The organism is Leeuwenhoekiella polynyae (assembly GCF_004104075.1).
Lineage (GTDB): Bacteria > Bacteroidota > Bacteroidia > Flavobacteriales > Flavobacteriaceae > Leeuwenhoekiella > Leeuwenhoekiella polynyae.
In genome coordinates, this window is sequence record NZ_QOVK01000004.1 from 200,485 (window position 1) to 224,496 (window position 24,012).

Annotated in this window: 21 protein-coding genes; 8 read left to right on the forward strand and 13 right to left on the reverse strand. The window is 35.5% G+C overall.

Going from position 1 to position 24,012, the window contains the following annotated elements; all coding sequences use genetic code 11:
• The first annotated feature begins 14 nt into the window (after positions 1 to 14).
• The 3 genes from gltB to DSM02_RS07520 all read left to right on the forward strand — a co-directional run bounded on the left by gltB (position 15) and on the right by DSM02_RS07520 (position 6,554).
• On the forward strand, positions 15 to 4,523 hold the full coding sequence (gene gltB / locus DSM02_RS07510; protein WP_128765036.1) for a glutamate synthase large subunit: 4,509 nt from the start codon (positions 15 to 17) through the stop codon (positions 4,521 to 4,523).
• An 8-nt stretch (positions 4,524 to 4,531) separates the two neighbouring features.
• Positions 4,532 to 5,998 carry a glutamate synthase subunit beta gene (locus DSM02_RS07515; protein WP_128765037.1) on the forward strand — a complete coding sequence of 489 codons (1,467 nt, stop codon included), beginning with the start codon at positions 4,532 to 4,534 and terminating at the stop codon, positions 5,996 to 5,998.
• 118 nt (positions 5,999 to 6,116) lie between these two features.
• Positions 6,117 to 6,554 (forward strand): hypothetical protein, encoded by a 438-nt coding sequence (locus DSM02_RS07520; RefSeq protein WP_128765038.1) that lies wholly within the window; start codon positions 6,117 to 6,119, stop codon positions 6,552 to 6,554.
• A gap of 124 nt (positions 6,555 to 6,678) precedes the next feature.
• On the opposite strand, the gene dnaN is transcribed toward DSM02_RS07520, so the two are convergent.
• From dnaN to DSM02_RS07540, 4 genes are all read right to left on the reverse strand, one after another.
• Complete coding sequence (dnaN, locus tag DSM02_RS07525; RefSeq protein WP_073097459.1) at positions 6,679 to 7,797, reverse strand: DNA polymerase III subunit beta; 1,119 nt, start codon at positions 7,795 to 7,797, stop codon at positions 6,679 to 6,681.
• 137 nt (positions 7,798 to 7,934) lie between these two features.
• Positions 7,935 to 9,611 carry a gliding motility-associated ABC transporter substrate-binding protein GldG gene (gene gldG, locus DSM02_RS07530; RefSeq protein WP_128765039.1) on the reverse strand — a complete coding sequence of 559 codons (1,677 nt, stop codon included), beginning with the start codon at positions 9,609 to 9,611 and terminating at the stop codon, positions 7,935 to 7,937.
• 1 nt (position 9,612) lies between these two features.
• A complete protein-coding gene (gene gldF / locus DSM02_RS07535) occupies positions 9,613 to 10,332 on the reverse strand; it encodes a gliding motility-associated ABC transporter permease subunit GldF (protein ID WP_128765040.1) in 720 nt (239 codons plus the stop codon).
• 73 nt (positions 10,333 to 10,405) lie between these two features.
• Positions 10,406 to 11,365: a Gfo/Idh/MocA family oxidoreductase gene (locus tag DSM02_RS07540; RefSeq protein ID WP_128765041.1), complete on the reverse strand. Its 960-nt coding sequence runs from the start codon at positions 11,363 to 11,365 to the stop codon at positions 10,406 to 10,408.
• Positions 11,366 to 11,557: 192 nt separating this feature from the next.
• Here DSM02_RS07540 and DSM02_RS07545 point away from each other — a divergent pair, with 192 nt between their 5' ends.
• Positions 11,558 to 12,199, forward strand: a complete 642-nt coding sequence (locus DSM02_RS07545) for a protein-L-isoaspartate(D-aspartate) O-methyltransferase (protein WP_128765042.1) — start codon at positions 11,558 to 11,560, stop codon at positions 12,197 to 12,199.
• On the opposite strand, the gene DSM02_RS07550 is transcribed toward DSM02_RS07545, so the two are convergent.
• The gene (locus tag DSM02_RS07550; RefSeq protein ID WP_128765043.1) at positions 12,196 to 12,414 is read right to left on the reverse strand and encodes a hypothetical protein; all 219 of its coding nucleotides are present in this window, start codon (positions 12,412 to 12,414) and stop codon (positions 12,196 to 12,198) included. The two genes, DSM02_RS07545 and DSM02_RS07550, sit on opposite strands and share 4 nt — an antisense overlap.
• Positions 12,415 to 12,582: 168 nt before the next feature.
• Positions 12,583 to 13,326 carry an outer membrane lipoprotein-sorting protein gene (locus DSM02_RS07555; RefSeq protein ID WP_128765044.1) on the reverse strand — a complete coding sequence of 248 codons (744 nt, stop codon included), beginning with the start codon at positions 13,324 to 13,326 and terminating at the stop codon, positions 12,583 to 12,585.
• A 214-nt stretch (positions 13,327 to 13,540) separates the two neighbouring features.
• On the opposite strand from DSM02_RS07555, the gene DSM02_RS07560 reads away from it, so the two are divergent.
• Genes DSM02_RS07560 through DSM02_RS07570 form a run of 3 tightly spaced genes read left to right on the forward strand, consistent with a single transcriptional unit; the run spans position 13,541 to position 16,267 of the window.
• Positions 13,541 to 14,434 (forward strand): DUF72 domain-containing protein, encoded by an 894-nt coding sequence (locus tag DSM02_RS07560; protein WP_128765045.1) that lies wholly within the window; start codon positions 13,541 to 13,543, stop codon positions 14,432 to 14,434.
• The gene (locus DSM02_RS07565; protein WP_128765046.1) at positions 14,431 to 14,916 is read left to right on the forward strand and encodes a gluconokinase; all 486 of its coding nucleotides are present in this window, start codon (positions 14,431 to 14,433) and stop codon (positions 14,914 to 14,916) included. The genes DSM02_RS07560 and DSM02_RS07565 overlap by 4 nt, the downstream gene beginning before the upstream one ends.
• A 4-nt stretch (positions 14,917 to 14,920) precedes the next feature.
• Entirely contained in the window at positions 14,921 to 16,267 is a 1,347-nt protein-coding gene (locus DSM02_RS07570) for a GntP family permease (protein WP_128765047.1), read from the forward strand.
• 23 nt (positions 16,268 to 16,290) lie between these two features.
• Here DSM02_RS07570 and DSM02_RS07575 read toward each other — a convergent pair whose 3' ends face one another.
• From DSM02_RS07575 to DSM02_RS07600, 6 genes are all read right to left on the reverse strand, one after another.
• Positions 16,291 to 17,208 carry a mechanosensitive ion channel family protein gene (locus DSM02_RS07575; RefSeq protein ID WP_128765048.1) on the reverse strand — a complete coding sequence of 306 codons (918 nt, stop codon included), beginning with the start codon at positions 17,206 to 17,208 and terminating at the stop codon, positions 16,291 to 16,293.
• 5 nt (positions 17,209 to 17,213) lie between these two features.
• Positions 17,214 to 18,293: an endonuclease/exonuclease/phosphatase family protein gene (locus tag DSM02_RS07580; protein WP_128765049.1), complete on the reverse strand. Its 1,080-nt coding sequence runs from the start codon at positions 18,291 to 18,293 to the stop codon at positions 17,214 to 17,216.
• 51 nt (positions 18,294 to 18,344) lie between these two features.
• Entirely contained in the window at positions 18,345 to 19,631 is a 1,287-nt protein-coding gene (locus DSM02_RS07585; RefSeq protein ID WP_128765050.1) for a mechanosensitive ion channel family protein, read from the reverse strand.
• 144 nt (positions 19,632 to 19,775) lie between these two features.
• Positions 19,776 to 20,102 (reverse strand): CCC motif membrane protein, encoded by a 327-nt coding sequence (locus DSM02_RS07590; RefSeq protein ID WP_128765051.1) that lies wholly within the window; start codon positions 20,100 to 20,102, stop codon positions 19,776 to 19,778.
• A 1-nt stretch (position 20,103) separates the two neighbouring features.
• The gene (locus tag DSM02_RS07595; protein ID WP_128765052.1) at positions 20,104 to 20,379 is read right to left on the reverse strand and encodes a DUF2752 domain-containing protein; all 276 of its coding nucleotides are present in this window, start codon (positions 20,377 to 20,379) and stop codon (positions 20,104 to 20,106) included.
• A 3-nt stretch (positions 20,380 to 20,382) separates the two neighbouring features.
• Positions 20,383 to 22,353, reverse strand: coding sequence for a T9SS type A sorting domain-containing protein (locus tag DSM02_RS07600; protein ID WP_128765053.1), 1,971 nt, complete (start codon positions 22,351 to 22,353; stop codon positions 20,383 to 20,385).
• 93 nt (positions 22,354 to 22,446) lie between these two features.
• On the opposite strand from DSM02_RS07600, the gene DSM02_RS07605 reads away from it, so the two are divergent.
• Positions 22,447 to 22,989: a Smr/MutS family protein gene (locus DSM02_RS07605; RefSeq protein ID WP_128765054.1), complete on the forward strand. Its 543-nt coding sequence runs from the start codon at positions 22,447 to 22,449 to the stop codon at positions 22,987 to 22,989.
• Here the strand turns inward: DSM02_RS07605 and DSM02_RS07610 are convergent.
• The gene (locus DSM02_RS07610; RefSeq protein WP_128765055.1) at positions 22,986 to 23,939 is read right to left on the reverse strand and encodes a hypothetical protein; all 954 of its coding nucleotides are present in this window, start codon (positions 23,937 to 23,939) and stop codon (positions 22,986 to 22,988) included. The two genes, DSM02_RS07605 and DSM02_RS07610, sit on opposite strands and share 4 nt — an antisense overlap.
• Between the last annotated feature and the right edge of the window lie 73 nt (positions 23,940 to 24,012).

Here is a 24,012-nt window from a genome sequence, read left to right on the forward strand (position 1 = left end):
AGAGCAAAAAATTTATGGAAAAACAAGGTTTATATTCACCAGAATGGGAGCACGAGAATTGTGGTGCGGGGTTCATTTGTAGTCTTGAAGGAAAGCAGTCTAATGGTATTATTCATAAGGCACTTGAGATTCTAGAAAAATTAGAACATCGTGGAGCAGTAAGTAGTGACGGTAAAACAGGAGATGGTGCCGGTATACTTATAGATATACCATATGATTTTTTTAAGAAAAAGTGTGATTTTGAACTTCCTGACGCAAGAGAATATGCAATGGGTAATGTTTTCTTACCTAAGAAGGAAAATCAGCGTGCTTATTGTAAAAAAGTATTTGAAGACCAAATTAAGGCTAAAGGATTAGTTCTACTAGGCTGGAGAAAGGTTCCAGTTGATGCAGGTTATCTAGGTGCAATTGCTGCTAGTGTTGAACCTCATATAGAGCAAATATTTATTGGTAAGCCTAGCGCTGATATGGAAGAGCGTGAGTTTATGATAAAACTTTACACCGCTCGTAAAATTACTGAACATACTATATTAGAAAGTAAACTTTCTGAGCGTTCTTATTTTTACCTTCCAAGCCTATCAAATAAGACACTTATTTTTAAAGGTCTTTTGATGCCTGAGGATATCAAGTATTATTATACAGACTTATTAGATCCAGACCTTACTACGAGATTAGCACTTGTGCATCAGAGATTCTCAACAAATACATTCCCTACATGGGATCTAGCCCAACCTTTTAGATACATGTGCCACAACGGAGAGATAAATACTCTACGTGGTAACGTTTCGCGTATGCGAAGTAGAGAAGAACTTTTAAAGAGTGAGTGGTTTGGTGAAGAGATCAAAGAATTGTTTCCAATTATATTAAAAGGAAAATCTGATTCTGCTTCTATGGATATGGTTGTAGAACTACTTTTAATGTCAGGTAGATCTTTACCAGAAATTATGATGATGCTTGTACCTGAAGCTTGGGAAAAGCATAAAGATATGAGTGCTGAGAAAAAAGCATTTTATGAATTTAACAGCTGTATTATGGAACCGTGGGATGGTCCTGCGTCTATTCCTTTTACAGATGGAGATTATATAGGTGCTGTATTAGACCGTAATGGTTTGAGACCTTCTAGATATACCGTAACCAAAACAGGAGATGTGATTATGTCTTCAGAAACCGGAGTTCTTGATATAGAACCTAAAAATGTTGCTTTCCACGGTAGGTTAGAACCTGGTAAAATGTTTTTAGTGGATATGAAAGCCGGACGAATTGTAAATGATGAAGAGGTAAAAGAAAGTATTGTTACGCAAAATCCTTATCAAGCTTGGTTAGATAAAAATAGAGTGAATTTAAAAGACATTCCTTATAGAGATGTTGACTTTAAATTAGAAGATACTGTTTTTGACTTGCGTAAGAATGCCTTTGGATATACTCAAGAAGACATTAGCACCATTATTTTGCCAATGGCAAATAAAGGTAAAGAGCCTATAGGTTCTATGGGATCCGATACACCCATAGCAGTATTATCAGACAGACCACAGCTTATATACAACTACTTTAAGCAGTTGTTTGCGCAGGTAACAAACCCACCTTTAGATGGTATTCGTGAAGAGTTGATCACAGACTTAAGTCTTACTTTAGGGCCGGATACTAACCTAATGGAGATTACTCCAGATTATTGTAAGAAAATTAGAATTCAGAATCCGGTAATATCTAAAGAAGATCTTGATAAGATCAAAAATTATGACAATCCAGACTTTAAGGTTAAGACCATACCGATGCTTTATGAATCGAATCGTGGGTTAAATGGACTTGAAGATGCTTTAGAGGAAATGGTGGCTCAAGCTTCAAAAGGAATTGATGAAGGTCATACTATTTTGATTTTATCAGATAGAGGGGTAAATGCAGAAATGGCACCTATTCCTGCCCTTTTAGGTTGTTCTTATTTAAACAGTGGTCTTTTTAGAAGCGGCCAACGTTCTAAAATGAGTATTATAGTTGAATCTGCAGAACCTCGTGAGGTACATCATTTTGCTTTACTATTTGGTTATGGTGCAAGTGCTATTAATCCATATATGGTAAATGAGATTATACAAAAAGAAATTGAAGCAGGTAACTTAGAGGGTGTAAACTTTCAGGAAGCCGTTGAAAACTATAACAAAGCTGTAGGTAAAGGTGTCGTTAAGGTTATGAATAAAATAGGTATTTCTACCTTGAATTCTTACCGTGGTTCTAGGCTATTTGAAGCTTTAGGACTTAACTCTAAACTTATAGAAAAATATTTTCCAAATACTCCTAGCCGTATTGAAGGTATAGGTCTTTATGAAGTTGAGCAGGAAATTGCTAAACGTCATAATCGTACGTTTAAACGAAAGGATATTTCAGGAAATTTAGACCTAGAAATAGGTGGAGATTACCGTTGGAGACGTAACGGAGAAAAACATATGTTTAATCCGCTTTCTATTGCAAAACTTCAGGAAGCTGTACGTCAAAACAATCCTAAGACCTATAAAGAATACTCAAAACTTGTAAACGAGCAGTCAAAACAGTTGATGACAATACGTGGTTTATTTGAGTTTTCTAATTACGATCCTATTCCTATTGAACAAGTAGAACCTTGGACAGAAATTGTAAAGCGTTTTAAAACGGGAGCAATGTCATATGGTTCTATTAGTAAAGAAGCGCATGAGAATCTTGCTGTTGCAATGAACCGTATTGGTGGTAAAAGTAACAGTGGAGAAGGAGGAGAAGATGCAGAGCGTTTTTATAAGAGTCCTAATGGTGACTGGAGAAATTCTGCTATTAAGCAAGTTGCATCAGGTCGTTTTGGAGTAACGAGTAACTATTTAACAAGTGCTGCCGAAATTCAGATTAAGATGGCTCAGGGAGCTAAACCTGGAGAAGGAGGTCAATTACCTGGTGAAAAAGTAAATAAGTTTATTGCGAAGACGCGTAAGAGTACGCCATATGTAGGACTAATTTCACCACCACCGCATCACGATATTTATTCAATTGAAGATTTAGCTCAATTAATTTATGACCTTAAATCAGCAAATAGAGAAGCACGTATTAACGTTAAATTAGTATCAGAAGTAGGTGTTGGTACAGTTGCAGCTGGTGTTGCAAAAGCAATGGCAGATGTGATTTTAGTATCTGGTTTTGATGGGGGTACAGGAGCATCTCCTTTAACTTCATTACGTCACGCCGGTTTACCTTGGGAACTTGGTATCGCAGAAGCACAACAAACGCTAGTTCTTAATGATTTACGTAGCCGTATTCGTTTAGAATGTGATGGTCAATTAAAAACGGGACGTGATGTTGCTGTAGCTTGTTTATTAGGAGCAGAAGAATTTGGTTTTGCGACTGCTCCATTAGTAGCTTCAGGATGTATAATGATGCGTGTGTGTCACTTAAATACGTGTCCTGTAGGTATTGCAACTCAGAATCCTGAATTGCGTAAGAAATTCAAAGGTCAGCCAGAACATGTGGTTAACTTTATGTATTTCATCGCTGAAGAATTAAGAGAGATAATGGCGCAACTTGGTTTCCGTACCGTTGATGAAATGGTAGGTCAAGCTCATAAATTAGACCGTAACAAAGCAGTAGAACATTATAAAGCTGCAGGTATTGATTTATCTCCTATTTTACACGATATTCAAGTTCCTAAAGGTGTGAAGATTTATAATACTGAATCTCAAAACCATCATTTAGAAAAAGCTATAGATTTTGAAATAATAGAACTAGCGCACACAGCTTTGTTCCGTAAGGAAAAAACTACGTTAGATCTTGATATTACAAATTTAAACCGTGCAGTAGGTGCTATTTTAAGTAACGAAATATCAAAAATCTATGGTGAGCAAGGTTTACCAGATAATACGTTAAAAGTTAACTTTAAAGGTTCTGCCGGTCAGAGTTTTGGAGCATTTGCCACAAGAGGTTTAACCTTGAAGATAGATGGTAATGCTAATGATTATGTAGGTAAGGGTCTTTCTGGAGCACGATTGATTATAAAAGTACCAGAAGAAGCGACTTTTGAAGCTAATGAGAACATCATCATAGGTAACGTTGCGCTTTATGGAGCAACTAGCGGTGAAGCTTATTTTAACGGTGTTGCCGGAGAGCGTTTTTGTGTTAGAAATAGTGGTGCCATAGCTGTGGTTGAAGGTATAGGGGATCACGGGTGTGAGTATATGACAGGTGGTGTTGCTGTAATTCTTGGTAAAACAGGACGTAATTTTGGTGCAGGAATGAGCGGTGGTATTGGTTATGTTTTGGATGAAGATCAAACCTTTATAGGGAAATGTAATGCTACTGATTTAAATCTTGACCCTATCACTGAAGAGGAAGATAAGGTTCAGCTTAAAGAGTTGATTACAAATCACTACAATTATACACAAAGTTCTTTAGCGCAACGCATTTTAGAGAACTGGGATGCTTACTTACCTAAGTTTGTAAAAGTTTTACCGGAAGAATATCGTAAAGCCTTAATAAGACTTGAAGAAGAAGAAAAATTAACAGATTTAACGGAATAAATAGAATCATGGGAAAAGTAACCGGATTTTTAGAATACGAAAGAAAGATTGAACCGTACAAACCTGTTGAGGAACGGATTCAGAAATATGAAGAATTTACCATACCGCTAGATAAGCCTGAGCTTAAAAATCAGGGTGCACGTTGTATGGATTGTGGAATTCCTTTTTGCCACAGTGGTTGTCCATTAGGAAATTTAATTCCAGATTTTAACGATGCCGTTTATCGTGAGCGTTGGGAAGAAGCAGCAACTATTTTACACGGAACAAATAATTTCCCTGAGTTTACAGGTAGATTGTGCCCGGCTCCTTGTGAAGAGGCTTGCGTATTAGGAATTAACGAAGACCCTGTTACAATTGAGAATATTGAGAAAAATATAGCTGAAGAAGCTTTTAAAAATGGTTGGGTAAAAGCTAATCCACCAAAAAATAGAACAGGAAAAACTGTTGCTGTTATAGGTTCTGGTCCGGCTGGTCTTGCAACTGCACAACAATTAAATCGTGCCGGACATCTTGTAACTGTTTTTGAACGTGATGAGAAACCGGGAGGTTTGTTACGTTATGGAATTCCTGATTTTAAAATGGAAAAAAGCGTGATAGATCGCAGATTAGCTGTTTTAGAAGAAGAAGGAATCATTTTTAAATGTGGTGTTCATGTAGGTAAAGATGTTAAGGCTGATGAATTGAAGTCAGAATTTGATGCAGTAGTTTTATCTACGGGGGCTACAGTAAGACGTAATTTGCCAATACCGGGTTCTGATTTAAAAGGTATTTATCAAGCTATGGATTTTCTACCACAAAACAACCGTCGCGTAGATGGTTTAACTTGGGAAGGGGAAGACATTAAAGCAACTGATAAAGATGTAATTGTTATTGGTGGTGGAGATACCGGAAGTGACTGTATTGGTACTTCTATCAGACACGGTGCAAAGAGCGTAAACAATTTTGAGATTATGAGTAAGGGAACTACAGAGCGCCCTGAGAATCAGCCTTGGCCATATTGGCCGATGCGTTTACGCACAAGTAGCTCGCACAAAGAAGGAGCAGAGCGTTTCTTTTCTATCTCTACAAAGAAATTTGTTGGTGATGATGCTGGTAATTTAACCGGTCTTGTTACTGCAGAAGTAGAGTGGACTCACAAACCGGGAGAGCGACCTAATCTTTCTGAAATCCCGGGTACGGAAAAAGAATGGAAAGCAGATATGGTTTTATTGGCACTTGGTTTTACAGGTAGTGAGCCAACAATTGCCGAACAGTTAGGTATAAAAATGGATGCCAGAACAAATATCGAAGCTTCTATTGAAGATTATATGACTAATGTGCCTGGAGTTTTTGCTGCTGGTGATACTCGTAGAGGCCAGTCTTTAATTGTATGGGCGATCTCAGAAGGAAGACAAGCTGCTCATCACGTTGATAAATATTTGATGGGAAAATCAGATTTACCGCTTAAAGGTGATGGAGATCTTCCGCGTGTGTAAATTATTTTATTAATAAATATCTGAAAGACCGATTATTAGTTTAATCGGTCTTTTTTTTATGATATTGTGACGCAACCTTTTTATTATTTTTGCGTCTAATAGGAAATAATAGATAACAATGAATATAAGAATAGCTTCAATGGCGCTTTTTTTAGGTCTGTTTGTTTCTTGTACAGATGATAACGGAACTACAGCAGATTTGGTTCAACAAGAAACTTCAGTAGAATTAAATTTGGTAAAGATGAGCGGTCAGGTAAGAGGTTCAGAAACCACTGGTGATGAAATGTCCTGGCAAGAAACCTATACGTTAGGATCGGGAATGCGTTTTAAAAAAGTTAGAAAGAGCGATGAAAATACTTTGATTTCAGAAGGAGATTTTGATATCGTAATGATCAATAGTGATAAATACCTCAAGTTTGTACACGATTCTGATAGTGAATTGATAGGGAATTGTACCGGAGATAAAATAGAACTTTTAAAATATACTAGTTCTGACAGTTTAGAAAGTACCTGGAATGCATGTGATGGTCCGGGATTACAATATACCTTCAATTAGCATACACAAACTAGAATTTAAAAAGCCCGGCATATGTCGGGCTTTTTTATGAAAACAAAAAAGCGCCCTTATGATTTAACACAACGACGCTTTTACAATAAAAGGTACTTACTTATCCTTCTTCTTAACTATTAAGCATTACTGGCATTACTAGCATAGTGACTTTTTCACCTTCATCTAGCCCATCTACAGGAGTTAAAATTCCCGCACGATTAGGAAGTGACATTTCTAGAGAAACGTCGTTAGCGTTAAGGTTATTAAGCATTTCTACCAGAAAACGGCTGTTAAAACCAATTTGCATATCGTCTCCCTGATAATCACAGGTTAAACGCTCTTCTGCTTTATTGCTGTAATCTATATCTTCAGCAGAAATATTAAGTTCTGCTCCTGCAATTTTTAAACGAATCTGGTGCGTAGTTTTATTAGAAAAAATAGAAACACGACGTACAGAATTTAAAAACTGATTACGATCTATAATAAGTTTATTAGGGTTCTCCTTAGGAATTACTGCTTCGTAATTAGGATACTTACCATCAATTAATCGGCAAAGTAGCTGAACGTTATCAAAGCTAAATTTTGCATTCGAGTCGTTATATTCTACCTTAATATCATCATCACTAGCGGCTAAAATTCCTTTTAAGAGATTTAAAGGTTTTTTAGGCATGATGAATTCTGCGGTCTGATTTGCTTTTACATCAGTACGACCATACTTCACAAGTTTGTGAGCATCTGTTGCTACAAATGTTAAACCTTCTGTGTCAAACTGAAAGAAAACCCCACTCATTACCGGTCTTAGATCGTCGTTACCTGTTGCAAAGATAGTATTGCTCACCGCTGTTGCTAAAACTCCAGCCGGGATGCTTACCGTACTGGGATCGTCAAGTTCTACAGCATTAGGAAATTCTTCACCAGAAGCATATGCTAATGCATATTTACCGTGATTAGAGCTGATTTCAACAGTGTTATTATCACCTGCTACAAACGTCAATGGTTGCTCAGGAAATGTTTTTAGTGTGTCTAAAAGCAAACGAGCCGGTACAGCGATGCTTCCGTTATCGTCAGATTCTACATCTAGTGTAGCAATCATTGTTGTTTCTAAATCAGAAGCAGAAACCTTTAAAATGTTTTCGTCTAACTCAAACAAAAAATTGTCTAATATAGGCAGGGTATTGCTGTTATTGATTACTCCACCTAAGACTTGTAATTGTTTCAAAAGGTAAGAACTCGATACAATAAATTTCATAAGAAATAGCTATTTATGCGGTTTGACTAGAAGCCAAAACTTGAATTCAATTGGTTGTAATAATTTTTTAAAGCTGAATTTGCAGCCTCACAAAGATATCGTAATAGGCTTTTTTGCCGAAACAAACTTATCAACACTTACGAGTTGTAACGGCGCTTTCTCAAATAGGTATAAATAAGGCCAAAAATCAAAAGCATAGCCAGTGGAAGCCCTAATGTCAAGGCTTGCCACGTGTAGCGGTCATTAGTTGTTTTTTGAATATCTAGCGCAGGAAGCACAATACTCTTACTTCTAATGTTAATAAGACCGGAGTCGTCCAGGAGGTAGTTGACTGCGTTGAGTAAAAATTCTTTGTTGCCGTATTCTTTAAAGGTGAATTTGTCAAAACCTAATTCTAGGGGACGGCCGTTTTGATCCAGATCATTTTTTATCAAATCTCCATCTGCAACAACAATCATTGCAGTTTTTCTTATAGCGCTTTCGCGAAAAGGAATCTGACTCTTCGCAATAGGAAGAATGCGATTTTTAAAAGCAGAAGTAAATTCTCCTTCTAGTAAGACTGCTAAATTTTGACTTCCGTCACTATAGTTTTCTGGGTTTGGTTCTGTAGTGATTGATTCAAGACTAACAGGGAGTGGTACACCATCCAGTTTTGATAAAACAGAACTTTGAAGCAATACTGTTTTTTCTACAGAAGTATCAAGAAGATCAATTTGATTGGCGTATTTAAAAAACACGGGATTATCAATATTTGTATTTATAGGGTGATTTTCTTCAGGTGTAACCAGCGGATAGAAAAACCAAGGTAATTGCGAATATTGCGAATCATTACCATCACCAGTTGCTAAAACAAGTGGAGCAGCATATAAATCTTCAACTAAAACCGGATTGATACGTATTCCATATTTAAAGAAAAAGTCATCTAGGTTTAAGCTTCTTGCTGTAGCGAGAGCCATACCATTATTGCGGTACAGGCTATCAGTTTCCATCGCAACCTGATCTAGGAGATAAAGTGACTTGCCACTTTGCATGGTGTATTGATCTAAAGCATATTTCTCAAGGTCTGTAAATGCTTTGGTAGGTTTTGCAGCTACGATTAAGTCAAATTTATTGAGCGCAGTCATTATAGTATCTGGCTTTGCTGAAATTGAATCTAATGGAAAAGGTGCAATAAAGTAGCTTTCGCGCAGCGTTTTAAAAAAATCTGCGATGTATTTATCTTGCATTTCACCATTTCCTTTTAAAACAGCGATGCGTTTACTTTTGGGGTTAAGCAGCTTATAAAAAGCATCGGAAAAAGCATATTCCAGATTTTGAACCGATCTGCTAACCAATTCATCAGGACTGGCTCCTAAAGTCTTTTTTAATAATGGAATACGCACTGTCTGGCCTTTATAGGAAGCAATAGCCCACGGAAAAATAAACTCCTGGCTTACTTTACCATTATTTCGCAATTGTACCTGTTCAGGGCGCATACCACGGTTATTGAAATCTTCTGCAACTTGTTCTACAACTGTACCTTCTGGAACAGGATTGACAAAAGCAAATTTGATATTTGAATTTGCCGAAGCATATTCTTCAAGAAGTTGACGGGTTTCAATCTGTAATTTTAAAAAAGCATCCGGCACATTTTCTTCAAGAAATACATCAACAATAACTGGATCTGTAGCTTTCGCAATAATATCTTCTGAAGTTTCAGATAACGTATATCTACCATCTGCAGTCAGATCTATTCTGAAATGAGCTGTTTTTGAAACAAATAAAATACCGACTATAACAATCAGAAACAATAAATATTTAGTGTTCTGCTTCATGTTATCTGATTTTGTGTTCAAGCTTAAAAACAGTAGCACCGATGAAAAAAGCGGTTAAACTTAAAAAATAGATAAGATCTCGGCTGTCAATTACACCCCGACTGATACTCTCAAAATGATTCTGTAAACTTAAATTTTTAAAGAAAGAGCTGTTTAAAACATCGGCTAGAGCATTAAAACCGAAGAAAAATAGGAAACACAAAAAAGCTGCAATGATAAAAGCTACAATTTGATTTTCAGAAAGGGTAGAGGCAAAAACACCTATCGCGGTATATGCAGAAGCTAAAAACAACAAGCCTAAATAGGAACCTATTAAAACACCAAGGTCATAATTACCTTGTGGATTGCCCAGTTGGTCAATGGCATAAACATATACCAAGGTAGGAAGCAATGCTAAAACAATAAGTAGTAATGCGCCAAAAAATTTACCAAGGACTAATTGTACTTTACTAATAGGTCGAGTAAGCAACAATTCTAACGTTCCTAAACGCAATTCATCACTAAAACTGCGCATCGTCACTGCCGGAATCAGAAAAATAAAGATCCACGGTACGAGTTGAAAGAAAGGAGTGAGATCTGCAAAACCGTAATCAAACAGGTTAAAATCATTCTCAAAAACCCATAAGAACAACGCATTTAAAACAAGAAAAAGGCCTATAACAAGATAGCCTACAGGCGATGCAAAAAATGAATGAAATTCTTTCTTTAAAATAGCGATCATATAGTATTGAGCAGCTTTTACCCGATAATCGAAATTAAAATTCGTTTAGATTTTAGTTCTGATTCACTTGCAACTAAAGATCAGCAATGATTTTCATAGCAATACGAAGCGCTTCGGTACCTTGTGCTAAACTAACGACAGGAGTGCTGTCTTGTTGTATCGCTTTAGCAAAAGCTTCTAATTCATCTAGAATAGCGTTATTCGGTTCAACTTCAGGGTTATCAAAATATATTTGTTTCTTAACCCCTTCTGCATTTTGAAGAATCATCGCAAAATCATCAGGATTTTGTGGTGCATCTTTCATTCTAACTACTTCGCATTTCTTTTCTAAGAAGTCTACAGAGATGTATGCATCTTTTTGAAAAAACCGTGCTTTACGCATTTTTTTCATTGAAATTCTACTTGCAGTAAGATTAGCAACACAGCCATTTTCAAACTCAATTCGCGCGTTAGCAATATCTGGAGTATCACTAATTACTGAAACTCCCGAAGCTGAAATATGCTTAACCTTACTGTCTACAACGCTTAAAATCGCATCGATATCATGAATCATCAGATCGAGCACTACAGGAACATCCGTACCCCTCGGGTTGAATTCTGCCAGACGATGTGCCTCAATAAACATTGGGTTTTCTATAAGATGATTTACCGCAGTAAACGCCGGATTAAAACGCTCTACGTGTCCTACCTGACCGCGTACGCCGTGTTTCTTTGCAAGCTCGCGAATGGCTACAGCTTGTTCAACAGTTTGTGCAATTGGTTTTTCAATAAACAAATGCTTACCGGCTTTAATAACCTGCTCAGCACATTCAAAGTGATGTGTGGTGGGTGTAACAACGTCAACCATATCACAAGCTTCAATTAAAGCTTCAATAGTCATAAATCTGTGATAGCCAAATTCACTCGAGACCGCTTTAGCAGTTTCTTCTGACTCATCATAAAAACCAACCAGATCATATTCTTCAGATTGCTGTAAAAGTTTTAAGTGAATTTTTCCCAGATGACCTGCACCCAGTACGCCGGCTTTTAGCATAATATATCGTATATTTTTTCCTTAGGAAGGATTAATATTTTAAGAATTCAATCTAAAAGAAAACAGTATATTTTTAGATTGTGCTATACAAAAATAGGCTTTCTCAGGCAGATTGAAAGCGCAAAGCACATTGTTAAAAAAATGAAGCATTTTGACTAGGATTACGCTTATAGGTTTCCTTATTTTAGCAGTATGAAGGATACTACTCGTCATCAAGGTAAACGTCGCTTACTCGCTCAGGTCGTTGAAAAGAAAGGGGTCTCTAATACAGCTGTATTAGACGCGATACGTAAAATACCCAGACATTTTTTTATGGACAGCAGTTTTGAAGATCACGCCTATCAGGACAAGGCATTTCCTATTGCTGCAGATCAGACTATTTCTCAACCTTTTACCGTAGGTTTTCAGACCGAATTGCTTGAGATCAAGAAAGGTGATAAAATATTAGAAATAGGTACAGGCAGCGGGTATCAAACTGCAGTTCTTTGTGAAGTAGGTGCTAAAGTTTACAGTATAGAACGCCAGCAAGCACTGTTTAGAAAGACTAAGAATTTCTTATCAAAATTGGGATACAGACCTAAGCGACTCACTTTTGGAGACGGATATTTAGGGATGCCAGAATTTGCTCCCTTTGATGGAATTATAGTCACTGCGGGTGCGCCGTTTATACCAAAACCCTTGTTAGCTCAGCTAAAAATAGGAGGTAAGTTAATTATTCCCGTAGGGGATGAAATACAGACAATGACTCGTATTATTAGAAAAAGTCAGACTGAATTTGAGAAGAAGGAATATGGCGAGTTTAGATTTGTACCCTTATTAGAAGACAAGAATTAGGTTTTATAATCTTGCCAGTATAAATAGTGGCACAATCCCAGACACAAACTAGATAGTATTATGACTGTATAAATAGGTATATATTTAAGTTGTGCTAATTGTTCAATAGAAGAAGAATTTACGATTGCAAAAGCGATCATTCCCATTCCTGTTAACCAAACAAGACTAGTACCGATTAATTGTTTTGAATATTTTATTGTTTTTAAAGAACTCATAATAGATAATTTTCATTTCTATAATTCCTTAAAATTTACATAAAACAAGGCGAAATTCCAAAAAATAGACTGATTTAAACAAAAAAGAGCGATTAATCGCTCTTTTTTGAGTTTTTAAATTAACATTAAGATTTAAAATATTCAATGTCTTATATACCTATTTAACTTTTAATCTTTTACAGGAAAGGTAAAAATATTCTCGTCTATTTCTGGATTGATGATAATCTCTCTTATAGTTATTGGTTGTCCGTTTTGACTTAAATTAAATGGAAAGTATAGTCCTTCAACCTCTGTATAATTACTCATTTTTATATTTACTTGTAGTCCCATTTGAGTAGCATCTATAGCTATAGGATAATAATTTTCTGTTTCAAAAAAATAATAGCTTTCATTGGTTTTTTCCTCTCCGTTTACAAAAATGGGTTCTTGAGTAAGTTTAACCTTAAAAGTGACTAGGCCATCTTTAGCAACTGTACCCATATATGTTGCGCTGTAGCCATTTTCTTTGTAATTAATTAATGGAGAAGGAAAATCATTACGTTTGAGCATCATATTTTTTCTCATATCATCAGAAGATATTTCGGGTTCCATTGTCGTAGAATTTGTGGTCCACATGGTTGCACCATCAAAAGCCATTTGGGTTATTTTTTTACCATTGTATTCAACAATTAGCGCCTGTTTACCTTCTTTTGTATTGTAAATTGTGATCGGCATCGTTAACTCTCCTTGGGTTAAACTCGCTTTCATTTTTGTAGCTTCAACCTCAGACCAGGCTTCAGCGCCGCCTGTTTTCTCAATGTAATGGGCTATTATTTCATCTGCATTGTGATCGTAGAGGTCTAAGAGAATTTCTTCTTGCGCACTAAGTGTTAAAGAAAAAAAAAGAAAAAAAAGGAGGGAATAGGATTTCATAATTCAATTAGGGTTGCTGTTTTGTCATTATTAATGGCTGAAATTTATTACTATTTATTCAGTCAAAATTAGATTTACAAAAATAAAAGCCATTAAAAAACCGAATAGCTTACTGCTTAAACGTGTTTTTACAGTTGCAAATTATATATTTAAGCTATTACTATATTAGTGCTTGTCCTAATTTAGTTTTTAATCACCTTTAAAGTCAGTTAAAATGAAATTTGGAAAAGTAGATGATCCCGGAAGCATAGATTTTACTTTACCTCCAGACCATCCAGAAACCGAAGTTTTACTCAACAATAAAGCTTCAAAAAAGCCAGTAGAATTATACGTAGGTTGTGCAAAATGGAATAAACAAGACCTAAAAGGTTTTTATCCCAAAGGTACAAAAGATGAATTGACTTATTACTCAAGACAGTTCAACTCGATTGAATTGAATGCTACTTTTTATAGACTTTTTCCGAAAGAGCAATTTGAAAAGTGGTATAATAAAGTCCCTGCCAACTTTAAGTTTTTTCCTAAAATAACCCAAAACATCAGTCATTTAAAGCGCTTGATCAATGCCGCAGAGCTATTGCCAGAATATTTAGATCATACTTTATTATTAAAGGAAAAACTAGGTTGTGTGTTTTTACAAATGCATAATAATTTTCAGCCTAAAAACTGGGATAGAGTGGAGCAGTTTGTTGAAGCTTGGCCTAATGAAGTACCGTTGGCAATTGAATTTAGGCACACTGACTGGTTTAATAATGAAGCAGTTTCTCAGAAATTATATCATTTATTAGAAGAAAATAACATTGCGAATGTACTCGTAGATACTGCCGGAAGAAGAGATATTATGCATATGAGAATGACCAATAGCGAGGCGTTTATACGTTTTGTAGGCGCTAATCATCCTAGTGATTATGAGAGGCTAGATGCGTGGGTAGATCGCTTAGAAACTTGGATTGAAGCGGGAATCGAAAAAATAGACTTTTTTATTCACCAGAACGTTGAAAAAGAATCTCCCTTGCTGGCTACACATTTTATTAGACAGATGAATGACCGTTTAGGTTTTCAATTATACCTTCCGGGAACTGATTCAGAAAATCCAACTTTAGATTTATGAGTAAATTGATTATTGTAGCCGGTGTATCCGGCTCAGGCAAAACAACTATAGGGAAACTTTTAGCTGAGAAATTAGATATTCCTTTTAAGGATGCAGATGACTATCATCCTCAGGCAAACGTTGATAAAATGAAAGCAGGTTATGCACTTAACGATGCTGACCGCGAACCTTGGTTGCAAATTTTAGCAACAAAATTAACCGAATGGAAAACCGAAGGAGGAGCTGTTTTGGCCTGCTCTGCGCTCAAAGAATCGTACAGAAAAACATTGTCTTCTAAAGTTCATGTGAAATGGGTCTTTTTAGACGGAAGTTTTAAAGTTTTAGAATCCCGGTTAACCGGTAGAAAAAATCACTTTTTTAAACCTGTTTTGCTGCAATCTCAAATAGACGCTTTAGAAAAAGCTGATTATGGAATTCACGTTTCAATAGATCAGACTCCCGAAGCAATTACCGAAGAAATTCTGCAAAAACTAGACTCATAAAATTATGGATTATCAGCTTCTATTTGCTGTTATAACTGGCATAGCCTTACTCTTATTTTTAATATTGAAATTAAAGTTCCAGGCATTTTTAGCATTACTTATTGTATGCATTGTAGTAGGAGCGTTAAGTGGTTTAAATCCAGATAGTATTCTAGATTCGATCACTACAGGAATGGGAGGAACGCTGGGTTTTGTCGCAACAGTAGTAGGGTTAGGTTCGCTTTTTGGAGCAGTGTTAGAACATTCTGGTGGAGCTCAACAATTGGCCCAGTATCTTTTATCAAAATTCGGAATTAAAAAAGCCCCCTGGTCAATTATGCTGGCAGGTTTTTTTATTGCTATACCTGTGTTTTTTGATGTGGCATTTATCATTTTAATTCCATTGATATACGCACTGCAGCGAAATACTAAGAAGTCTTTGTTGCTTTACGCTTTGCCGCTGTTAGCTGGTTTAGCTGTTACGCATGCATTCATTCCTCCAACGCCGGGACCTATTGCCGTTGCAGATATTTTAGGAGCAAATTTAGGCTGGGTGATTGTGTTTGGGTTTGTAACCGGTATTCCTACAGCAGTGATTTCAGGTCCGTTTTTTGCAAAATTTATTTCAAAAAGAATACATATAGATGCGCCATATGAAGCTTCAGAAGAAGAAAAGTCAAAAACAGAATTACCTGCTGCAGGAACCATTTTGAGTATTATATTTCTTCCTATATTTTTAATAGTACTAAACACCGTTTTTACGAGTCCGTTAGTTGAGGAGTGGTCAATACCCCCACCAATTTCTTTTTTAATAGCTCTTTTAGGACATCCATTTACCGCATTAATATTGGCAAACATTATTGCGTGGTATGTTTTAGGCATTCGTCGAAATGTTGCTAAAGAAGAATTATTGAAAATTTCAACTAAGGCTTTATATCCAGCCGGAGTGATCATTTTATTAACTGGTGCTGGTGGTGCATTTAAACAAATATTAATAGATACCGGAATAGGAGAAGCAATCGCTTCATCACTTTCAAGTGACTATTTTCCACCAGTGGTTTTTGGTTTTTTAGTCGCTGCTATTGTACGTGTTATGCAAGGGTCATCTACCGTAGCTATGATTACGGCAGCAGGTATTACAAGCCCGTTGCTTGCTGCTGCAGATTATGGAGAAATGCAACTGGCTATATTAGTCATAGCGATTGCTGCAGGAGCATCAATATTTTCGCATGTAAATGACAGCGGATTTTGGTTAGTAAAACAATACCTAGGCCTCACAGAAAAGCAAACGTTTAAAACTTGGTCTGTTTTAACCACTTTAATTGCTGCTACAGGATTAGTGGTGTCAACAGCTTTGTGGTATTTGGTTTAAGAATATTTTAGAAATAAAATGCCTTAACTCTTTTCTTCAGTTTTTGAAAGAGTAGGAGCTTGTTCAAAACGAAAAGGTGAATCTTTTGTCGCACCGTATAATTTAATTTCCTGAATGTCTGCAGGCATATAAAAGCCATTATCTTCAAGTGCTTCTTTTACTTTGCGAACCACATTACCTTTTGTAATTAGAGCCATTCTTCTAAAATCTTTAGTATCAACCCAGAAGAAAACTTTCAGGTTTACCGTGCTCGTTGCTAGTTCGTCTTCTATAACAAAGTTCTCGTGTTCTTCATCTTCTGTAACATTAGGTTCAGCTCTAAGGGCTTCCATAACTACACGTTTAGCCTCGTCAATATTATCTTCGTAGGCAATACCAATGATGAACGTCCATCGGAAAAAACCGTCTTCCGTATAATTAGTCACCGGTGTTGTGAGTACATCACTATTGGGGATGTAGACATCTTTTCCGTCAAAGGTTTTGAGTTTTGTATATCTAAATTCTAGTGCTTTTACTTTACCAAAATTCTCACCTATCTCAACAGTATCATTCACATTAAAAGGTCTGTTGAAAGCTAAAATAATCCCTGCAATAAAATTTTCTCCAATATCTTTAAATGCGAAACCTAAAACGACAGCACTTGCTCCTGCAGCAGTTAATATTCCTGTAGCAATAGCTCCAAGTCCGGCGGCTTTTAAACCCAGCATCACGGCAATTATAAAGAAGGTGATACGAATCGCTTTGCCCAGAAACCGACTCATTAAAGGATCTTGTGTTTGCTGAGAGATTCGTCTTTTTGCAAAGTTGCCAATCCACGCTCCTAGCAATAAACCTAAAATTATGATAAGCAAGCCAAGACCTATCCCAGGTAACTGATCTATAAAATTATTATAGAAGTTATTAAAGGATTCTGATAGCGTTTTAGTTGTATCGGTCTGCATGGGTATTATTGTTTAGTGTCTTTTTGAGTAGCTTCTTTTTCTATAATTTCATAAGCATTTTTAAGTTGACCTTCCGTAGGTAGTTTGGGTAATTGCGCGTCCTTTCCTTCAGGTTCTAAACTGAGTTTTGCATATGCAGGAAAGTGATCAGAATCGATGTCATTTCCTCTTAAAACCTCGACAGCTTTAAAATGCTCTGAAACGAAGATATGATCCAAGGGCCAACGCATAATATTACTATCTGCACTAAACGTATTGAATAAACCTCTACCAATTCGAAGATCGAGTAGCTCGCTAACTTCTTTAAAAAGTTCTGTAGATTCTGACCAGGCGACATCATTGAAATCACCTATTACTAATACTGGTAATTTAGATTTTCTGCTTTTGAAAGCAGTTTTCATCATCTCGGCATCACGGTCTGTAGAGCGTGTATTATGCTGTGGCATTGGCGGTGTAGGATGTATTGCGTAAAGTTGAATTTTCTCACCTGATTTTAATTGAACTTGAGCATCGATAGATGGTATACTATCATCTATTAGATAATGAACTTCTGGATTAACGAGAGGTAATTTTGAGTACAAAAGCATACCGTAGGTATTGCTAATGGGGGAGCCTCTATAATAGGGATATTCTTCTTTTAGTTCATTATTTACTGCATTGAGCCACACTGTATCTGCTTCTAAGAGAAGTAAAATATCCGGATCTTTTTGTTTTACTTCCTCTAAAAGGAGTTTATGGTTTTTGTTTTTCTGTAAAACATTAGATACCAAAACACTAAATTGACTTTCTTTATCATATTCAGTGGCATTTAAAACTTCAAAAGGAGAAATGGGAGTATAGGGGTAAATTTTAATGGCTTGTACGGTAAGGCAAACTATCATTATTGTCATAAAAGCGTAATCCTTTGCCCATTTAATATCAAACTTCATTAAATAAGCTATTGTAGCTATAGCAGTAAAAATAGTTAGCTGCATATGCGGAAAGTCAAAAACACGTATCCACCAATAATCTGCCGCAACAAAAGGCACAAGTGTAAGCACAACAGCAATACCCCCAAGAATTTGGAGAATGTTTTTAAAGGTCATTTAGGTTAGGTTAGTAAGGTAATGAAACTTCAAGTTTCAATTTTGGGTAAGCTAATCTTTATAATTCTGGTGTTGCGTTAAAAAACTTGTAATATCCTTTGAAGAGGGTTCTTCAAAGATTTCCAAATTAAAATAGGGTACAGCAGCGATAATATGATCAAATAAATCTGCTTGGATAAGTTCATAATTTTCCCAGCGTTTATCACTGCTAAAACAGAAGATCTCAATAGGAATACCCTGAGGAGTAGGAGGTAAGTGCCTTACCATCATGAACATATCTTTATTAATACCCGGGAGTTCATATAAATAAGCATCAATATATTTTCTGAAAACTCCTAGATTTGTTTGATTGAGCCCATTTATCGCAAGACTGTCGTCTACTTCGTGTTTACGATTGCTACGAATGACTTCTTTCTCCATATGTTCAATATAAGGAGCTACTAGTTGTATTTTTTTAAGTTCAGACAATTCGTTAGAAGTTAGAAATTTGACTGAGTTTTGTTTAATCATTATAGATCTTTTGATACGTCTACCACCACTTTCCTGCATACCTCTCCAGTTCTGAAAAGAATCAGAAATAAGACTGTAGGTAGGAATCGTCGTAAAGGTCATGTCCCAGTTTTGTACGCGTACGGTGGCAAGGTTTATTTCAGTCACATAACCATCTGCACCATACTTGCTAAACGTTATCCAATCTCCAATGCGTACAATATCATTAATAGAAACTTGTATTGAAGCTACAAAACCTAGTATGGTGTCTTTAAAAATGAGTAATATCACAGCAGATGCAGCTCCCAACTGTAATACAAAATTCATTGCATTTTTATCAAAAAGCTCTAGTGTAAAAAAGAAAATACCTATACCCCATAAAAACAACATCGTTACCTGAAGATAACTTTGGAGCGGTTTATCATGGAATTCTTTTTTAGTTTGAAAATAATCTCTTGAGGTTCTAAGTAAACTTCTTAAGATTTTTAATATCAGAAGAATTACATAAATATTGAAGGCTTTTAATAGCCAGTATAAAGTAACTTGATAATCTACTAAAAGCTGAATAAAGAACCACTTAAATATAGCTAGCGGAATAATATGAGCTATATATCTTGGAAAATTAGTAAGGATTAAAAAGTCGTCAAAAGATGTCTTGGTTTTGTTGCTAAATACTTTAAAGACCTCAACTATAACTCTCTTAAGAAGTTTATCTAATAGCGCGAGAAGTAGAATAAAAATAAAACCATTGATGAAAACCGAAAGCATTTCTGCGTAGAATGGAACGATCCCCCAATTCTCAATGTATTTTGTAAAGTCTTTTAAATATGTATCTAACTGATAAGCCATTTTAGCGCATTTAATTTGGCAAAAGTAGACATTCGTTTTAGAAGAATCACCTATACAATTGTCAAGATTTTTGTTGATTTAAGAAAATAAAAAAGTCTGAAAACATATGTTTTCAGACTTTTTTATTTCAATAAAGATTGTATTTTATGCCTGAGCATTTTGCATTTCTAAGGCCCATTCCTGTATAGCCTCTACGCTACCAAATATTATAATAAAGATTAAACATATAATTGATATTATAATAGATAACACTAAACCGATGATTGCAATAATTCTGGCAGTTTTAACTTGACCATAATTCTCATAAATTTCAGGATTTTGATCACCTACTTTTTTGTCTTTGTTAGCAAGATAGAGTGCAATTGCAGAAAGTATAACACCTCCAAAGCCAGAACTGAAGCAGCAAGCGATAAAAGAAATTATCCCAAGAATTAATGATATTGTTGCGTTAGGTAATTTTTGTTGTTCCATATTAGGTTGTTAGTTTAAGAATGTAGCTTACAATAATAGTGGTTACAGATAAGATCGCCAAAAATGAAATGATACGATTAGTATATTTTAAACCAAAAAAAATATTAATTCCAATAGCAATACCTAAAAATACTAATGGAAATATAGCAGGATATAGTGAAAATGCTTCAGTAAAATGGCCCTTAAAAAGAGCCACTAAAGATCGTTGTACACCACACCCCATACACTCAAACCCAAAATACTTTTTATTAAGGCAGGGAAGCATATATTCTTCCATAAATTATTTTAAATTCTTTACAGATATTTTTTTAGAATATTCAATATTCTCACGAGTTGTTACGCGTACTATGTAGATTCCATCACTCCAAGCACTAGAAGGAATAGTAACTTTTGAGTTTCTGCCTTCATTTAATTTAGATACCAATAAACGACCGTGAATGTCAAAAACGTTAATTTCTTTCAGCTCAGTTTCTAATGGGTTTAGGACAGTCAATTCTGCTCTACCATTATTTTGATAAATATTAAAAGAGCGTTTAACTTCTTCAACTTCTTCTATGTCAAGAGTCTTAGCATCTTTAAAAACAACTTCAAATCGATCTGTATAAGTTCCCTTTTCTAGTTCAAACTCATAGGATTCATTCAAAATATCATGATACTCATCAGTCTGTTTATCATGTAGATAAATACTCTCATCTGGAGTGAAGTTTAATCCGGAAACTTGCATTTCATAGGTGTTAATTTCAGCGGCTCCAGAGATTTTTAAAGGTAATGCGACATCAATATCGTAAGGAAAAAGATTTATTAAGAATGGATAATCATTACCTTCCGAAACTAAAAAATTTATATCAGAAGGTAGTTCAGAAACATTGTTTCCGTCACCTGCAATATCATAACCAAGAGTAGCTTCATCTAACATTACACCAGTTAATCCACGAGTATAAGATTTATTAACTAAAGTTTTAATTCGGAATTTAGAGAGAATAATAACTCCGTCTTCATTTAAATTAAATTCTCCCGCTTTTTTTGGAGAACTTTTAATTTTAGAAGAAGACTTTATCTTAGATTCTGTTTTACTCTTAAATTGAGAATAAGGATTTTCAGTTTCTTTTATAAAAACTCTAAATTCATTTTTAGCAGTTACAGAACCAGCTTTAGCCCCATTTACAAAGAAACCTTGACCAATTGGAGTAAAATGCCGTTCTGCAGTACTACCGATTAATCCTGTTTCAACAGCATTACCATCTGTATCCAATACAGGTTCTCCTTCATTGTTATATTCTATAAATACAGGACTTTCATAAGTTCCGGTAGAGTTACAGCTAGCTTCAGGTGAAAATGTTCCATAGCCTCCTTCATAATCTTTAATATAATGAGACTTAACATTGGGGTCTGATTCCCAGAAGTAAGCTACGCCAGTAATATTTTCACCAATTGCAGTTGGAGTATAAGAACTTGGATAGGTGCCTAAACATCCAGCAAGAGATGTACCTGTAGCTAATGAGTTAGATAGTAAATAAAAATTAAGGTTAATAGCCGAAGTATAAGGGTTACCGACTAATGTTAAATTATTATCAGCTACTGTAACATTTATGGTTCCATTATTAGGTCTACCTCTAAAATCTATAGGAACTATACCAGAAGGACTAGTTCCGTCTCCAAGTCCCTTCATAGTGAATCCTTCTCCAGAAGCTAAAGGATTGGAGGCAGTTATTTTTTGCCAGTTACCATACCCTGTTGTAGCTACAAATTTATAAAGCCAATAATTTGATAAGCTAAAATCATTTTCATTTGTTATAGAGCTGTTAAAATTTGTGGTAAAAGTAATAGGACTAGCTGCAATTGGACTGAGCACATCTGTCTTATATAAACCTCCATTATCATCGTCACTTAGATAAAAACTTACATTACCAGAATTTCCATTACCTGAAGCAGATTTGTCAGGGTCACCTACCGGAGATGTCCAATAATGATAATCCCACTTATTTTGTGTGTTTATTTGATAAACTGAAACTATACCATCTCCTGTATTTACACTTGCATCGTCTCCCTGTATTAATTGACCTTCTTCTCTAAGATAAAAATTCCCCCCTTCTTGATCTGGACCTCCTTGAAGACTTACATCTTGAGTTACAAAAACAATTTCTCCTTTATTGTAAACATAGGAGCTACTTGAGCCGTCACCAATATACAATTGACCTGATACCAAGAATGGCAACATTAAAAAGAATAATTTGGGGTAAAAATTTCTCATAAAGGAATATTTTTGTAAAGATACTAAAATTACAATATGAACTGCGTTGTTCGAAGTAATTTCAGTGCTTTTTATCGAATTAATAGTTGAGGAATGAATTCACAATTTAAAATAGGTCAGTCAGTTACACTTTTGGATGATGACTTCTCTGGTGTAATTACGAAAATTTTAGATGAGCGGATTTTTATTTCGACTGAGGATGGTTTTGAGTTTGAAGTAAATGCAAGCGAAATTGTTCCCAATCATAACTTAGAAATTGAGGAGCCTGATGACTTTGAAGCGTTGGTTTCTGAAAAGGAAAAGGCTTACAAAAAGAAGAAAAGTACTACTCAAAAGATTAAAGGTACAATACCTCCAATGGAGGTGGATTTGCATATTCACCAACTTACCTCAAATGAGCGAGGTATGTCTTCTCACGATAAATTGAACTTACAAATTGATACAGCCAGACATAAACTCGAGTTCGCCGTTAAAAAACGTATTCAAAGAGTCGTTTTTATTCATGGGGTTGGAGCCGGAGTTTTAAAAGCAGAACTCGAATATCTCTTTTCCAGGTATGAAAATATTAAGTTTTATGATGCTGACTACCAGAAATATGGGCTAGGTGCTACAGAAATTTATATTTACCAGAATTAATCAGAAAATTCAGGTGAAAGAATGCCTGTTTGATTGGGAGCATTATAATCACCAAAAAGCAATTCTTCTTGTCTAATAGTCTCACTGCCATCAGCATTTATAAAGACTAAATTAGTGAGATTTATCGTTAAAGTAATATTCTTCAAGGTGAAAGGATGATTTCGATATTCATTGATTCCATAATCGGTTGTTTCAGTATCATTTAAATAATCAGGGACACCATCAACTGTTTGAGTATTTGTAGGGTTTAATGGCGTGGCATCTTCACCATCAGGATTTGCCTCATTTATAGTTAGCACACCATCCCCATCGTCATCAGGATCTAAAAAATCAGGAGTCCCATCACCATCAGTATCTAATGAACCTTCTATGTCTATTGATCCATCATCATTAAAAGCAACACCTTCTTGAATGGTAGGTACATTATCACCATCATCATCAAAATCATAATAATTTGGGATGCCATCACCATCGTAGTCCGCTTCGCCCAATAAGGTCATTTCAAATTCAGCATCTATACCGTCATTATCATCATAATCCCCCTGAGTTACTATAGTCACTGTGCCTTCTGCACTTTTATATTCTTTAGAAACTGTAGGTTGCGTCGGTGGTAATTCAGAACAAAAATAATCTGAAGTTACAGGACTATTAAAAATACGGTAAGAAACAAACGTTGAAGAACTACTTCCTAGCGTAAAAGTGTATGTATTTGTTCCGCTAGGCTCGGTTAAAATAGGGTCACTTGTGCTAATTCTAAAAGCGATAGCTTCGTTTGTATCCGGATTTATTTTATAAAAAATATAGTTGGTCACTTCTGTCTCGTTGTTATCTACAGTAGAACAATACGCTATATTTTGATCACTAAAATCAAATGAAGTGACAATAACATCTCCGTCATCACAAGAAATTAATAGCAATATAGAAAATAGTAGAAACAGGTGCTTTTTCATAGCGCAGTAAATGATTTTGGGCAAAAATAACCGAATTGAACTTTACTAACGTTAATGAGGTCTAAATAATTTT